Origin of the sequence: Haloferax sp. KTX1, assembly GCF_902410085.1 — an archaeon.
Lineage (GTDB): Archaea > Halobacteriota > Halobacteria > Halobacteriales > Haloferacaceae > Haloferax > Haloferax massiliensis.
Window position 1 is genome coordinate 229477 of sequence record NZ_CABPRH010000005.1, and the last position, 14997, is coordinate 244473.

The following is a 14997-nucleotide window of genomic DNA, read 5'->3' on the forward strand; positions in this document are numbered from 1 at the left end:
TTGTGCTCACCGAATTTTCCGCGGTCGCGGGTCGGACGCGGCGACGGCACCGCTCGCGTGCCCTCCGCGACACGGGGTCTCGATTCGGCGGCGCTCCGGGCTGTGACCTGCGACTCGCCGGAGTGCCGACTCCCCGGAGCGCCGACTCGCCGGTTGCGCCGAGAGCGGCCCGTTTAGTGGTCCTGTCCGTAGTCGGCGAAGCGGTCGAGGAGGGTGTCGATTTCCTCGCCGGGGAGCAGCGAGGGCTCGCCGATGTTGAGCGCCTGGTAGTGGATGCGGGCGCAGTACTCGACCATGAGCGCCACCTCGTACGCCTCCGCGACGGAGTCGCCGACGGCGACGACGCCGTGGTTTTCGAGGAGACAGGCGTTGTAGTCGTCGCCCAGCGCCTCCAGCGCGAGGTCGGCCAGTCCCTGCGTCCCGTAGGTCTCGTAGCCCGCGACGGGTATCTCGTCGCCGGCAAACGCGATGAGGTAGTGCGAGGCCGGAATCGGCTCGCCGAGGCTCGCGAAGGTGCTGGCGTACGGCGAGTGGTTGTGGACCACCGCGCCCGCGTCGTCGCGCTCGCGGAGGATGCCGGTGTGCATGCGGACCTCGCTCGACGGCTTGCGGTCGCCGGCGACCCACTCGCCGTCCAGCGTGACGACGGGCACGTCCTCGGGTTCGATTTCGTCGTAGGGCATCCCCGAGGGGCTGATGGCGGCGAGGTCGTCGGCCTGCGCGCTGATGTTGCCGCCGGTCCCCTCGGTCAGGCCCTGATGGAGCATCTCGCGGCCGAACTCGCTGACCGCCGAGCGGTGCGACGCGAGGTCGGACAGTCGGTCGGCGGGGACGCGGTCGTCGCCGGTCGGTTCCGACCCGTCCTCGTCGGCCGACTGCGTCTGCCCGTAGTCGGCGAAGCGGTCGAGGAGGGTGTCGATTTCCTCGTCGGGGAGCAGCGAGGGCTCGCCGACGCTGCGCGCCTGATAGTGGATGCGGGCGCAGTACTCGACCATGAGCGCCACCTCGTACGCCTCCTCGGCGGTCGCGCCGGTGGCGAGGACGCCGTGGTTTTCGAGGAGACAGGCGTTGTAGTCGTCGCCCAACGTCTCCACCGCCACGTCGGCGAGTTCGGCGGTCCCGTAGGTCTCGTAGCTCGCCACGGGGATCTCGTCGCCGATGAACGCGATGAGGTAGTGCGAGGGGCCGACTGGTTCGTCGATACTGGCGAAGGTGCTGGCGTACGGGGAGTGGTTGTGGACCACCGCGCCCACGTCCTCGCGCTGGCGGAGCACGTCCGTGTGCATGCGGAACTCGCTCGACGGCTTGCGGTCGCCGGCGACCCGTTCGCCGTCGATGTCGAGAATCGGGACGTCCTCGGGCTCGATTTCGTCGTAGGGCATCCCCGAGGGGCTGATGGCGACGGTTCCGTCGTCCGCTCTGACGCTGATGTTTCCGCCGGTTCCCTTCGTGAGGCCGTCTGCCAGCATGCGCTTGCCGAGCGTACTGACTAGACGCTGAGGCTCGTTCACCGTCATGATTGTTCTATCCAGATGGGGGGAGATAATTCTAGGGGTTGCGACAGCGACGGTCCGACGCGACCCGTGTTTTCCCGGCGTTCGTCGCGGGGCGACCGCCGCAGTCGGACAAACTACTTTACGACCGCGGGTCGTCGGTTCGCGCATGGAAATAACCGGGTACGAACTGTTCGAAGTCCCGCCCCGGTGGGTCTTCCTCAAACTCGAAACCGACGCGGGCGTCTGCGGGTGGGGGGAGCCGATCGTGGAGGGCTACGCGAAGACGACGAAGGCGGCCGTCGAGGAGATGATCGACAACTACCTCCTCGGGACCGACCCGCTCGAAATCGAGCGCCACTGGCAGGCGATGTACCGCGGGCGGCACTTCCGGGGCGGCCCGGTTCTGATGAGCGCCATCGGCGGTATCGACCAGGCGCTGTGGGACATCAAAGGGAAACACTACGGCGCGCCCGTCTACGACCTCCTCGGGGGGAAGGCCCGCGACCGGATTCCGGTCTACCAGTGGGTCGGCGGCGAGACGCCCGAGGCCATCGCGCGCGCCGCGGCCGAGGAGGTCGACCGCGGCTACGACTGCCTGAAGCTCTCCGCCGTCTCGCAGCTAGACCGCATCGACTCCCCGGCGGCGGTGGCTCGGGTCCGCGAGCGCCTCGAAGCCGTCCGGTCCGAGGTCGGAGCCGACGTGGACATCGTCGTCGACTTCCGCGGGCGCATCACGACCGGGATGGCGAAATGGGTCGCCGACGAACTCGACCCGCTCGACCCGATGTTCTACGAGGAGCCCGTCCTCCCCGAACACGCGCGCTCCCTGCCGCGCATCGAGAACCGGACCAAGGTCCCCCTCGCGACGGGCGAGCGCCTGTACTCCCGCTGGGACTTCGAGCGAACGCTGGAACTCGACGCCATCGACGTGCTTCAGCCCTCCCCGTCCCACGCCGGGGGCATCTCTGAGGTCCGCAAGATAGCCACGGCGGCCGAGTCGAAAGACGTGCTCGTCTCGCTTCACTGCCCGCTGGGGCCGATTTCGTTCGCCTCCTGTCTCCACCTCGACATGGTGCTCCCGAACGCCATCGCGCAGGCGCAGAACCTCGAAATCCACCGCGCCGACGGGAACGACCTCCTCGCGTACCTCGACGACCCCGCCGTCTTCGGCTTCGACGACGGCTTCGTCTCCGCTCCCGACGCCCCCGGCCTCGGCGTGGAGATAGACGAGGAGGCCGTCCGCGAGCACGCGCAGTCCCGCGTCGACTGGCAGAGCCCGATATGGTACCACGAGGACGGGAGCGTCGCCGAGTGGTGAGCCACCGACGCGGCCGATTCGGCGATAGTGAATACTTTTATGGTAAACTCCGTTCTTCGTTGGGCCATGAACGAGCGCGGAGACCCACCGGTGAAGGCGACGACGACGAGCGGGCGCGTGCTGGACGCGCTCTCGAAACTCGGCGACGCCAACCTGACCGAGGTCGAGACGGAGGTCGGCCTCTCGAAGAGTTCGGTGCACAATCACCTCGAAACGCTCCGACAGCTGGGGTTCGTCGTCAAGGAGGACCAGCGGTATCGACGCAGCCTTCGGTTTTTCGAACTCGGCTGTTCGGTCCGGTCCGGGGTCCCCTTCTACCGGGTCGGGAAGCGGGAGGTCGACCGACTCGCGCGGATTTCGGGACTCGCCGCCGGCCTCACCGTCTTCGAGCGCGGACGGGGCGTCTGCATCTACGAGCGGACCGGCCAGAACGTCGAGACCCCGCCCGTGGCCGAAGGCCGGACGGTCCCGCTCTACTGCACGGCCCCGGGGAAGGCGATGCTCGCACAACTCCCGGCGGACGACCGCCGCGATGCCGTCGATGCGGCGTCTCTCGACCGCCACACGGACCAGACGATTACGAGCGCGGCCGCCCTCCGTGAGGAACTCGACACCGCGGAGACGCGCGGCCTCCTGTCGGACCGCGAGGAGTGGCAGACCGATCTCCGCGGTCTCGCCGCTGGCGTCGTCGACCCCGAGAGCGGTCGGGTCGGGTCGATATTCGTGTTGAGCCCCTCGGAGAGCATGTCCGGAAAGCGCTTCCAGCAGGACGTGCCCGGACTCATCATCAGCTCCGCCAACCAGATTCGGAAGGCGCTCCGCGAGTCGGCCTGAGTCGCGGCGCTCCGCGCCTCGCGGTCGCTCGACGCCTCCTTCTGTTCTCTCTTCGCTCGATAGCGGCTTCGCCAGCGAGCGAGTGCGCGTCCCACACGGAGCGTTAGTGGACGACTCGCTCCTCTCCAAATATTGTTCACTATATCCGAACACTCCGCCGACGTGACGACCCGTTACAGACGTCCCTGTGTCCTCCGTGTCCTCGCCGTCGGTCGCAACGTTCGTCTCATGCCACGCACGATGGCGATACGCGAGTACCGGCGACCGCATCATTCGTCCGTCGGACGAGGAGTGACGAACTGACAAACGCACTGGGAATTACGAGCATAGCTCTGTAATATATCGCGCCACGAGTGCGTGACTGAGTTGGTCAAGTGCGCTTCGAATACTACCCGAACGCGGAGGTAACTCACGGACTGCAGACGAGATAGTGACCGCCCGTCTACGTAGCATCTCACAGCGACGCTGGACTTCCGTGTCCGTCAGCCCGCGATATTGCGCAGATGGAACGAATCAGTCTATCTACGGATCTAACGAACCGATAGCCGTGGTCACACAACCGAGCCGTTTGAAACCCGTTGGCGGTGTCGCCACCGAATCGTTAGCCCACAGTGAACGAACCACATGACTATTCCAGCGCCGCGTTCGACGAACCATCGGTCGTGACCCGAACGATGGTCGAATCGGTCTCGCCGACGCTGTTGACGGCCGTGAGTCTGTACTCGTAGTCACTGCCCGAACTCACGCGGGCGTCGGTGTACTGGGTGTAAAACGAGTTTTCCGCGATTTCGTCCGCGACGACCTCGAAATCACCGTCGGTTGGCCGTCGATGGAGTGTGTAACTCTCCGCGCCTCGCGCCTCGGTCCACGACAGTTCGACGCTTGACGACGACTCGTTTGACACCGACAGCGAGGGTGCGGACGGGTCGTTCGGTCCCACGATCGAGTACTCCTGCAGTACGAACGCCGTGCCGTTCTCGCGGGGTCGTTCGAGTGGTATCGACAGGATGCTCTCGTTTTCCCACCGATACGTATCGTGTTTTCGACCATCCATCCCACAGAACGGGCCCTCGTGGAGACAGTAGAGCGTCCAGTCGATCCACCCCGAGGATGCTGTCGCAACCCCGGCGTAGAGTTGCCCGTCGACGACGGTGTACACGTGGAGCGCGTCGTTGTCGTCGAACAGCAAATCCCCGCGGTTTAGCAAGATATCTCCCGCACGCGTCGGGTCGATACCGACCGTCGAAAGGTCGACGCTCGTGTCGTCGATGTACTGTTCGTGCCACTGCCCGTCCGTCGTTCGCCAATAGTGAATATAGTGGCGGTTAGCATCGTCGAAGTCGGTCGTCGAGTCCGTCGAGCGCGACGTGAAGATGTGTGGTTGGTCGTTCGAGTCGAGCGCCTGCGTCCCCTGATTTATCAGCCACGAACGCTCCGGACTGTCGACGACGACGCTCTCGTCGTCCACGCGGATCGGGTCGTCCGCGTTCACGTCACCGATGACCGCACCGTCGTTGTTGTACCACGTGTAGCCACCGTCGTCGCTGTACGCGTAGTGGATGTCGTGATTAGAGCGCCACGTCTCCCACGTCTCGCGCCACGTCCAGGTGACGTGGAGCCGACCGGTGTCGTCGAAGGTCCAGTCGTGATGGTACGCGTTCCGAGACGCGGAACCGTTCCACGGCTCGTACGTCCCCGCACTCGAAAACACCGTTCCGATGCGCGTCCACGAGTTCGACGGTGAGTCGTGGACGTGAAGGTGCGAATCACCGTCGCCGGACGAGCCAATCCGGTACTCGCAGAACAGCGTTCCGCGCTGATCGTTGAAAAACCGAGGGTAGGTAACTGGGCGCTCCGGACCGCTCAGGCCCATGTCAGTAGTCTCTGAGAAATCACCGGTGGAGACGCTCGAAGGCGGGTCTGTCAGGAATCCGGACGACGAGTATCGGTAGTGGAACGGGTCGTCGTGGTGGTCGTACGCGAGATGGAGACGACCGTCGTTGTCGGTCCCGAGTGCCGTGTTTCTGTGCGAATCCTCGTCTGGAACCCGCCAGTCGAACTGGACGCACTGGACCGAGTCAGTCGGTAGATTCCGTCGAGCGAGCGCGAGCGCGCCGTCGCCGTTCCAATACGGTACGTACTGGTAGTCTCCGACGGTGACGACCTTCCGTTGGTCCCACGGCGCGTTGTTGAACGCCCACGCCTCGCCGCTTAGGAGCCTCTCGCGTTTCAATGAGAACATCTTCCCGGCGCTCTCCGTTCCGTTCTGCTCGGCCTGCTTCTCGTTTTGGTCCTCGAACGTCATTGGTACTCCGGTGCATTCGCGTTATGACAACGCACCTGTGAGGTGAATTACAATTTGTGGGCCATCGGTTAAAACATTGTGTCTGTCGAGGCCGTTCCCGTCTTCGAGGACGCGATATCCGCCGCTCAGGTCGCGGTTCGCCACGTAGCACGCCCGCCGGAGTAGCTATCTCCGTCGGCAAATCACCCCACCTAACCAACTCAACCCTCTCTACACTCATACTGAACTTCATTCATATATTATCTCACACACCACAGAATAATCAAATATCCAGTCATCTGACCGATTGCCACAGAATTAATGATAGATATTTCAGCAACCATTCAGGATTGTTCGGCCATCCTGACTACGTGTACGTAATGTTGAGTTCGATGATGTTCGCGACGTTCTGTAATTTCTCCGGGAGCGTTTCTCGGAACCGTTCGTCTTGAAACCGACTTTTCGGGCCCGAGACGCTGATCGCTCCCTCGACCTCGTCGTTATTGTTGATTATCGGGACCGCAACGCACCGGAGGCCTTTGACGCGGGTTTCGTCATCCAGTGCGTAGCCGTCTTCGGCCACCTTGTCGAGGGTCTCGAACAGCTCCGACCGCTCGGTGATGGTGTTTTCCGTGGACGCCGGCATGCCGTGTCGATCGAGGATTTCGTTCGCGCGCTCCCGGGGGAGGTGCGCCAATATCGCGTTTCCGAGGCCGGTGTTGTGGAGGTAGACCGCCTGTCCGATGTACGAGTCCGTTTTAACCGCGTCGGCGCCGTGTGCTCTGTGGAGGTAGATCCCCTTCCCGTGTTCTTCCACGAGGAGGTTCGTCAGTTCTCCCGTCTCCTCGGCTAGCGCGGTCACTTCGTCTTTTGCGATTTCGTAGAGTCGCCGTCTGTGCCGCGCGTGGCCGCCCAAATCGAGCAACTTTAGACCGACACGATAGGTGTTACCCTCCTTGACGATGTACCCGTCCTGTTCGAGCGTGCTCAGGTAGTTGTGTAAGCTGCTCTTCGACAGGTCGAACTCCTGGGTCATCTCCGTGACGGTCGCCTCGTTCTTCTCTTTGAGCACTTCGAGTATCCGGAACGTCGTCCGCGCGGTCTTCACGTGATTCGACTGTTCTCTGTCTGACATACTCTCTCTAACAAGGGGGGCATTGTAAATGTATGTCATCAATGAATGGAAATGATTCACCGATACTGAATCTCGTTCTGAATGACGCGGTGTGAATCCCCGAGAGCGTCGTTCCGAGTCGGAGTGAGAGACGGGCCGGTGGCTTGACGATGGCTTTATGGCGTCTGCCAAGGGAACTGTAGACACATGGCACGAAAGCCAGCCGCGTTACTGCGACGTATCGACGACACCGGTCTGCCGGACCGATACGCGACGAGACCGGACGTCGCACAGGGCGATATCGAACGGGCGCTCTCCGTCGCAATCGACCGCATCGATGAGAATCTCGACGAGTTCTACGACCGATTTCCCGGACCGTCGAGCGAGAATCTCGTTTATAGCCCCACCGACAACATGGACGGCTGGACGACTGCGTTCTGGACGGGACTCTGTTGGCTCGCGTACGAGGTGACGGGAGACCGCACGTTTCGAGACGCCGCCGAAACCCAACTGGCGACGTTCGAGCGGAGGCTAACGGCCGGCGACGTGAAGACCCACGACCTCGGGTTCCTCTATACGCTCTCTGCCATCGCCGGCTATCGGTTGACGGACCTCGAACGGTATCGGTCGGCGGCCCTCACCGCCGCCGACCACCTCGTCGCCCGCTTTTGGGACTCGCCCGGACTCATTCAGGCGTGGGGCGACCCCGAGGAACCCGAGGACTCGTGGGAGCGCGGTCGAATGATCGTCGACTCGATGATGAACCTCCCGCTTTTGTTCTGGGCGAGCGAGGAGACGGGTGACCCCACGTACGCCTCCGTCGCCGAGACGCACGCCCGGACGAACGCACAGCACGTCGTTCGCGACGACGGCTCGACGTTCCACACGTTCAAATGCGACGTCGAAAGCGGGTCGCCGCTCGGCGGCGAAACGGCGCAGGGATACGACGCCGACTCCTGTTGGTCACGCGGCCAGACGTGGGCCGTATACGGGTACGCGCTCGCGGCGGAGTACACCGACGAGGCCGCGTACGCGCAACTGTCAGCAAAGCTGGCGAACTACTACCTCTCGAACGTCGAAGCGGACCACGTCCCACGCTGGGACTTCGATGCGCCCGACGAGCAGAACTACCGTGACACCTCCGCCGCGGCGATCGCCGCCTGTGGACTCGACGAACTCGCCACGCGGCTCCCGCTCGCGGATACCCGCGCCCGGCGCTACGAGAACGCGTCACTCGCAATCCTCCGCAGTCTCACGGAGAATTACACGACCGACGGAAACCGGTCGAACGGATTGCTGACTGACGGCGCTTACGACCCGACCGAGGGAGACTACAACGAGTGTTGCATCTGGGGAGACTACTTCTACGTCGAAGGGCTCGTTCGAGCCACCCAACAGTGGTCCCGCTACTGGTGAGCGGCCCGCCACCCGCCGTTTCACAACGACGAAAACTCCCGGTCGGGACAGGGAAACGCTATTGATGCATGCGATCGACGCACAAACTAGATGAATCCAACGACAGGTAACCCGCTCCAGACACGTCGGGATTTCGAACGAGCGGTGTCCCAACTCGTCGAACCGTTGCTCACGCACGCCAGTCCCGGTAACGCGCGAGTGAGGCCCACGGCGACCGGCGCTCACTTTCCAGCCGTCGCAGCCGAACTGGAAGGATTTGCCCGCCCGCTGTGGGGTGTCGCGCCGTTAGGCGTTCACAGTGACGTCGACTATTGGTCGTTCTTCCGGACCGGGCTGACCAACGGGACGGACCCGTCTCACGAGGAGTACTGGGGAGACGTCGACGACCACTCACAGAAACTCGTCGAGATGGCCGCTATCGGCGTCGGCCTCGCGCTCACACCGGAACACCTCTGGGAACCGCTTTCGGAGCCGGAACGGAACCGACTGGTCAGTTGGTTGAACCAGATCAACGACGCGGAACTCCATGACTGTAACTGGCTGTTCTTCCGCGTGATGGTGAACGTGGGGCTTCGGTCGGTCGGGGCGCGCCACGATTGGGAACAGACGCAGTCCGCGCTCGACCGACTCGAAACGTTCTATCGCGGCGACGGGTGGTACACGGACGGCCCCGACGACGAACACAACCCCGTCGATTACTACGTCCCGTGGGCGATGCACGTGTACGGACTCCTCTACGCCGCCGTTGCTGGCGAGGACGACCCCGAACGGGCGGACCGCTTTCGGGCGCGGGCCGAGAAGTTCGCGACTGCTCACATCCACTGGTTCGACGAGACCGGGCGAGCGCTTCCGTACGGCCGGAGCCTGACCTATCGCTTCGCGCAGGCGTCGTTCTGGGGGACGCTGGCGTTCGCCGGCTTGGACTCGCTCTCGTGGGGCGTCGTCCGCGGACTCTGGGCCCGGAACATCCGCTGGTGGCTCGACCAACCGATATTCACCGACGGCGGGTTGCTGTCGGTCGGATACCGATACCCGTCGCTGAAAGTGTCCGAAACCTACAACTCGCCGAATTCGCCGTACTGGGCGATGAAGGCGTTCCTCCCGCTGGCGCTACATCCGACCCACCCATTCTGGCAGGCCGACGAGGAGCCACTCCCGGACCTCCCGGAGACGACGGCACAGCCCGAAGCCGAGAAAGTCGTGTGCCGCGACGACGACCACCTCTTTGCGCTCTCGCTCACTCGGGACAGCCACCACGGACGAGAGAAATACACGAAATTCGCGTACTCGACGCAGTTCGCCTTCTCCGTTGCTGGTCGGACGCCCGGACCGGGACAGGCGGGACACGACAGCGCCCTCGCGCTCAGCCTCGACGGCGACCAGTTCAAGATTCCCGCGTCGTTCACGCAGACGCGCGTAGACGGGTCGACCCTCGCCGCCCGATGGAACCCGTGGGAGGGCGTCAGCGTCGAGACGTGGCTCGCGCCCGACCTTCCGTGGCACGTGCGCGTCCACCGACTGCAAACGGACCGTGTCGTACACAGCGAAGAAGGCGGGTTCGCCCTGGACAAAACCGGTGACGACACCGCGGCCAACGTTACGCACGACAGTCAGAATGGAACGGCGCTCGCCAGATACCCGAACGGCGTTAGCGGTATCTCCGACGGGTTCGGCGACCGCACGCCGGCCGTCGTGGTCGACGACCCCAACACGAACCTGAACTACGCTCGCACGGTCGTCCCGACGCTGCGAGCGACGCACGAACCGGGGGAACACTGGGTCGCTTCGGCGGTCATGGCTAGCCCCGACGGGAGCGCACCGTGGGAACGGGGGCCGACGCTCGAACGAACTGCAGACGGTGTCGTGGTCGAGACCGCGAACGGCGACCGGCTCCTCGATTGCCGGCCCGACGACTTCTGACACCGTCGAGTCACCGGGCTTAAATTTATTACGCATGGTAGTATTGCATCAATTAGCGATTAAATACTCGCGCTGGAAGCGGTCCGTCTACCGCGTGGTGGCGGTTCTGCGACCGGACGTGGAGAGTGATCAAGGATGACTTACAGAGCAGGCGTGATCGGAACTGGCGGTATCGCAGGTATGGGTATCCTCGGAATGCACGACGAGGAGGTGATCGGCAAAGAGAAAATCGACGCGAGTCACGCCGGCGGGTACGCCGACGCTGACGAGATCGAACTCGTCGCGATTGCGGACGTCGACTCGGAGAAACTCACCACGTTCGGTACCGCGTGGGACATCCCGACCGACCGGCGGTACGACGGCCACGAAGCGATGTTGGCACGGGAAGACCTCGATGTCGTCTCTATCTGTACCCCGTCTTTTCTCCACCACGAACACACCGTCGACGCGGCGAAGTCCGCCGCCGACCCGTCGGTCATCTGGTGCGAGAAACCGATCGCGTCGGAGGTCAGCGCCGCCGAAGAGATGGTCGAGGTGTGCGAGGAAACGGAGACGGAGTTGGTCGTCAACCACTCGTTCCGGTTCACCGACAAGCTCCGGCGACTCCACGACCTCATCCGGGAGCGGGACCTCCTCGGAGACGTGCAATCGGTCAGTACGCAGTACAGGATGGAGTTGATGCGTAACTCCACGCACGTGCTCGACACGCTCGTGTATCTCCTCGACGCACGTGCGGAGCGTGTCAGCGGGTACATCACCGGCGAGAACGAAGCGATCGACTCGCTCGGAACGGCAGGGGACGTAGTCGATGCGGGCGGTGGCGGCCACGTCGTGATGAACGACGGTTCGTTCGTCACCGTCGATTGCACGATTCCGCGGGACATCTCGTCGATGTCTCTGAACTTCATCGGCACCGAGGGGAAACTGTATCTGAACAACGACGACGGCGAGTGGCGCTACTGGTCGCTCGAAGACGGCGAGCACGTCGAACGACAGTTACCGGGCATCGAAGGAACGTGGACGTGGGACGAAGACTACAAGCGGTCGTTTGCGAACGCCGCGAACCACATACAGGACTTACTGAACGGGGACGGACAGAACTACTCACCGGGGGTCGAAGCCGCCCGCTCGCTCGAAATCATCGTCGGGTTCTACATCTCTCATTACACCGGGTCGACGGTCGATATTCCGCTCGCAGAGCCGCTAAAAGACGTCCCGATAAAGTCGTGGTGAGTCACGGACAACCGTCGTTTCGGCACGGGGATACGTGTTCGGCGGGACGACTCAGTCGTCGAGCCACGGAGCGCCCTCCCGCTCGACGAGTCGGTCAGTTCGGCCGATGGCATCGATTCGCTCGATGTCTCGGTCGTCGAGGTCGAGGGACAGCGCGTCAACGTTGTCTCGGAGGTGCGGTTCGCTCGTCGCCTTCGGGATAACGGAGACCGGGTTCTTCGAGAGGAGCCACGCGAGGCTGACCTGTGCCGGACTCACCCCGTGTTTGTCGGCGATTTCGACCACTTCCGGGATATCGAAGACGGTCCCGCGGGCGAGCGGAGAGTACGCGACGTGGTGGTATCCCCGGCTCTCCGCGTGCGCGATGAGGTCGCCCTGTTGGAGGAGTGGATGGGTCTCGACTTGGTGTGCGAACAGCGGCGTCTCCAACTGCTCTATCGCCTCTTCGAGAAGGTCGATATCGAAGTTACAGACACCGACGTGGTTGATGCGTCCCCGGTCGACGAGTTCGTCGAATGCGGGAAGCGTCTCCGCCGAGTCGTAGTTCCCGACCGGCCAGTGGACGTACAGCAGGTCGAGGTATTCGAGGCCGAGGCGGTCGAGCGTGGCCGCCAGTCCCTCGATGACCTCGTCGTACGCGAGCCCGAACTTCTCAGCGTGCACCTTCGACGCCACGAATATCTCCTCGCGGGGGACGTCGGCCGCTTCGATACCGTCGCCGACAGCCGCTTCGTTTCCGTAGTACTGTGCGGTGTCGACGTGTCGATACCCCATCTCCAGCGCCGTCCGAACGCTTTCACGACAGGTTTCCGGGTCCGTGTTTTGCCACGTGCCGAGTCCGAGCTGTGGGAGACTCATACTCACTTGTCTCCGGTACGATTCAAATTTCTTTGGATGGTTCGCATCGAAAGTGGGCGTGGTGTCGACGAGTCGGGTTTGGGTCCGACACGGCGGGCAGTCTTGTCAACAAGGCCAAATTATTTATATGGAGCCAGTAATTTGCTAAACGTTCGCAATGAAAGATCAAGTAGAATCTCTCAACCGACGGAACGTGCTACAAGCGATTGGTGGTCTCGGTGCCGCGACTCTCGCCGGTTGCGTGGGGACTGGGTCCGGTCCGCAGACCGACGCGACGCAGACGACCAACAGCGATTCTTCCGCCGAAGGCACCGCCGACGAGACCGCAACGGAAGCGGCGACGGCCGCACCGATGGCGGACTCGATAGAGTTCTGGGAGATGGCGGGCTCCTACGGCGGACTCATGGACCGCTACGCCCAGGAGACGGGAACGGAGATATCCCACACGAACATGGGGTATTCCGAGATTATCAACAAGATGCAGACGCGGCTCATCTCCGGACAAGGTGCCCCGAGTACCGCGCTCATCGAACAGAAAAAGACGCTGAAAATCGCGTCGACCGGCGGCCTGCGGGACCTGCGGCCGCGAATGGAGGACGCCGGCATTATCGACGAATTCAACGACGGGGTGTTGTCCGCCGTGACCGGGGACGAGGGACAGATTTACTCGGTCCCGGACGACATCGCACCGACCACGCTCTATTACCGTCGAGACGTGTGGGACGAACACGGACTCGCACCGCACGACGAAATCGAGACGTGGGACCAACTCATCGAGGAGGGAAAGAAGCTCCCGGACGACATCTCGCTTCTCTCGCTTCCCGCGTCCGGGTCGAACCTCTACTGGCGGTTCCTGAACCGGATGCAGGGCGGACAGGAGTTCAACGAGAACGGGGAGGTCGTCCTCAACGGTGAGGAGGGCTTGAAGGCGGCCCGGATGATGAAGCGCCTCTCGAACGAGGGCCTCATCGACCGGGGCGCAAACTGGAGCCAACAGTGGTTCTCCGGATTCCAGAACGGGACTATCACCGGCTACGCGACCGGGTCGTGGTTCTACGGGACCATCACCTCCTCGATGCCGGAGACCGAGGGTAAGTGGCGCGGCTTCAAGCTTCCCGCGCTTGAGTCGGGCGGCAACCGGGCGAGCAACCGCGGCGGTTCCGGTCTCGTCATTCCGCAGCAGGCGTCCGAGGAGGAGGCGAATCGAGTGTGGGACTACATTAAGTTCGTCACCGCCACCCCCAAGCAGAACGCGCTCAGTTACAAGAACGAAGGCCAGATGACGGCACACGAGCCGTCGTGGGACCAAAGCGCGTTCTCGAACGCCGAATTCGACTTCTTCGGCGGACAGCAGCTCGCCAACATCTGGATCGACACCGTTCCGGACATCCCCGGATACCGGTTCACCGTCGATTCCCCCATCGTCTCCAGTATCATAAACGAGGAGATGCGAAACATGATCGACGAGGGCGACTCGCCGAAACAGGCCTTAGACCGTGCGGCACAGCGCGTCGCTGACCGAACCGGTCGCGACGTCGCATAGAAGATGAGCTCGGAGTCCATCGTCAAACTGTCTGACCGCCTTCGCTTCCAGCGACAGCGGTTCAAGGAGATGATGCCGACGATTCCCGGGACTGCATACATCTTCCTCGCGCCCTTCTTCATCACGTTCGTCCTGTTCCTGGCGTTCCCGATCTTCTACACGGTCTACCTTTCGTTTTTCACGTATCAGGGCGTGGCGAGTGAGCCGCTGTTCTGGGTCCAGTTCGGAAACGTCTCCCTCGAAATACCGAAAATCGCGAGCCTAGAGTTTGTGGGACTGGCGAACTACCAACGACTTCTTCGTGATAGTGTGTTCCATCAGTCGATGTTCAACACTATCTACGTCTTCGCAATCGAACTCCCGCTGATGGTCGGGCTCGCGCTCGGGCTCGCCGTGGTACTTAACGCGGGGTTCACTCGGTTCAAGGGCATCTTCCGGAGTCTGATGCTCCTCCCGGTCTCGGCAAACACCGTCGCGTACTCGGTCGTGTTCGTCGTCATCGTCGCCGAGGGCGGACTGCTCGACTTCATCTTCCAACTGTTCGGCATCGCGCCGCTGAACTGGCTCGGAAACGGGTTCTGGTCCCGGAATCTGATGGCGTTCATGGTCGTCTGGCGCTGGACCGGATACAACATGATAATCATCTTGGCCGGGCTCCAGACGATCTCCGAGTCGCTGTACGAGGCCGCGGAAATCGACGGTGCGTCGCGCTTCCAAAAGTTCCGGTACATCACCATCCCACAGCTCAAACCGGTGTTGCTGTTCGTTCTCGTGACGACGACCATCGGGAGCTTCAAGAAGTTCTCGGAGCCGACGATTCTCATCGGCGCGGGCGCGCCGGTAAAAGAGACCCGAACGGTCGTCTACTACATCTACGAGGTCGCCTTCCAGAACCTTCAACTCGGGTACGGAAGCGCGCTGACCGTCGTTCTCGTTGGAATCGTCATGTCGCTGTCGGTAATCCAACTCAAGTGGAGCTAA

General features: G+C 62.8%; 11 protein-coding genes. 7 read left to right on the forward strand and 4 right to left on the reverse strand.

The window, feature by feature from the left end; all coding sequences use genetic code 11:
- Positions 1 to 173 precede the first annotated feature (173 nt).
- Positions 174 to 1517 carry a class II aldolase/adducin family protein gene (locus FY251_RS10725; protein ID WP_148414728.1) on the reverse strand — a complete coding sequence of 448 codons (1344 nt, stop codon included), beginning with the start codon at positions 1515 to 1517 and terminating at the stop codon, positions 174 to 176.
- A 145-nt stretch (positions 1518 to 1662) separates the two neighbouring features.
- On the opposite strand from FY251_RS10725, the gene dgoD reads away from it, so the two are divergent.
- Together dgoD and FY251_RS10735 are read left to right on the forward strand one after the other, a co-directional pair.
- Positions 1663 to 2814, forward strand: coding sequence for a galactonate dehydratase (gene dgoD, locus FY251_RS10730; protein WP_042661876.1), 1152 nt, complete (start codon positions 1663 to 1665; stop codon positions 2812 to 2814).
- A 66-nt stretch (positions 2815 to 2880) separates the two neighbouring features.
- Positions 2881 to 3648 carry an IclR family transcriptional regulator gene (locus FY251_RS10735; RefSeq protein ID WP_042661877.1) on the forward strand — a complete coding sequence of 256 codons (768 nt, stop codon included), beginning with the start codon at positions 2881 to 2883 and terminating at the stop codon, positions 3646 to 3648.
- A 628-nt stretch (positions 3649 to 4276) separates the two neighbouring features.
- Here FY251_RS10735 and FY251_RS10740 read toward each other — a convergent pair.
- Both FY251_RS10740 and FY251_RS10745 read right to left on the reverse strand, forming a co-directional pair.
- The gene (locus tag FY251_RS10740) at positions 4277 to 5953 is read right to left on the reverse strand and encodes a BNR repeat-containing protein (RefSeq protein WP_148414730.1); all 1677 of its coding nucleotides are present in this window, start codon (positions 5951 to 5953) and stop codon (positions 4277 to 4279) included.
- A 346-nt stretch (positions 5954 to 6299) separates the two neighbouring features.
- Positions 6300 to 7067, reverse strand: a complete 768-nt coding sequence (locus FY251_RS10745; RefSeq protein WP_148414796.1) for an IclR family transcriptional regulator — start codon at positions 7065 to 7067, stop codon at positions 6300 to 6302.
- A gap of 186 nt (positions 7068 to 7253) precedes the next feature.
- Between FY251_RS10745 and FY251_RS10750 the strand changes: the two genes are divergently transcribed.
- From FY251_RS10750 to FY251_RS10760, 3 genes are all read left to right on the forward strand, one after another.
- Positions 7254 to 8462 carry a glycoside hydrolase family 88 protein gene (locus FY251_RS10750; RefSeq protein ID WP_148414732.1) on the forward strand — a complete coding sequence of 403 codons (1209 nt, stop codon included), beginning with the start codon at positions 7254 to 7256 and terminating at the stop codon, positions 8460 to 8462.
- A 90-nt stretch (positions 8463 to 8552) separates the two neighbouring features.
- Positions 8553 to 10382, forward strand: coding sequence for a DUF2264 domain-containing protein (locus FY251_RS10755; protein WP_148414734.1), 1830 nt, complete (start codon positions 8553 to 8555; stop codon positions 10380 to 10382).
- Between the two features lie 135 nt (positions 10383 to 10517).
- Entirely contained in the window at positions 10518 to 11615 is a 1098-nt protein-coding gene (locus FY251_RS10760) for a Gfo/Idh/MocA family protein (RefSeq protein WP_148414735.1), read from the forward strand.
- Between the two features lie 51 nt (positions 11616 to 11666).
- Here FY251_RS10760 and FY251_RS10765 read toward each other — a convergent pair whose 3' ends face one another.
- Positions 11667 to 12473 (reverse strand): aldo/keto reductase, encoded by an 807-nt coding sequence (locus FY251_RS10765; RefSeq protein ID WP_148414738.1) that lies wholly within the window; start codon positions 12471 to 12473, stop codon positions 11667 to 11669.
- 241 nt (positions 12474 to 12714) lie between these two features.
- Between FY251_RS10765 and FY251_RS10770 the strand changes: the two genes are divergently transcribed.
- Complete coding sequence (locus FY251_RS10770; protein WP_222847830.1) at positions 12715 to 14016, forward strand: ABC transporter substrate-binding protein; 1302 nt, start codon at positions 12715 to 12717, stop codon at positions 14014 to 14016.
- A gap of 3 nt (positions 14017 to 14019) precedes the next feature.
- On the forward strand, positions 14020 to 14997 hold the full coding sequence (locus tag FY251_RS10775; protein WP_148414741.1) for a carbohydrate ABC transporter permease: 978 nt from the start codon (positions 14020 to 14022) through the stop codon (positions 14995 to 14997).

Excerpts from the sequence above, each read along its gene's own strand:
- FY251_RS10725 (WP_148414728.1), bottom strand. The coding sequence starts at position 1,517 with ATGACGGTGAACGAGCCTCAGCGTCTAGTCAGTACGCTCGGCAAGCGC.
- dgoD (WP_042661876.1), top strand. The coding sequence starts at position 1,663 with ATGGAAATAACCGGGTACGAACTGTTCGAAGTCCCGCCCCGGTGGGTC.
- FY251_RS10735 (WP_042661877.1), top strand. The coding sequence starts at position 2,881 with ATGAACGAGCGCGGAGACCCACCGGTGAAGGCGACGACGACGAGCGGG.
- FY251_RS10740 (WP_148414730.1), bottom strand. The coding sequence starts at position 5,953 with ATGACGTTCGAGGACCAAAACGAGAAGCAGGCCGAGCAGAACGGAACG.
- FY251_RS10745 (WP_148414796.1), bottom strand. The coding sequence starts at position 7,067 with ATGTCAGACAGAGAACAGTCGAATCACGTGAAGACCGCGCGGACGACG.
- FY251_RS10750 (WP_148414732.1), top strand. The coding sequence starts at position 7,254 with ATGGCACGAAAGCCAGCCGCGTTACTGCGACGTATCGACGACACCGGT.
- FY251_RS10755 (WP_148414734.1), top strand. The coding sequence starts at position 8,553 with ATGAATCCAACGACAGGTAACCCGCTCCAGACACGTCGGGATTTCGAA.
- FY251_RS10760 (WP_148414735.1), top strand. The coding sequence starts at position 10,518 with ATGACTTACAGAGCAGGCGTGATCGGAACTGGCGGTATCGCAGGTATG.
- FY251_RS10765 (WP_148414738.1), bottom strand. The coding sequence starts at position 12,473 with ATGAGTCTCCCACAGCTCGGACTCGGCACGTGGCAAAACACGGACCCG.
- FY251_RS10775 (WP_148414741.1), top strand. The coding sequence starts at position 14,020 with ATGAGCTCGGAGTCCATCGTCAAACTGTCTGACCGCCTTCGCTTCCAG.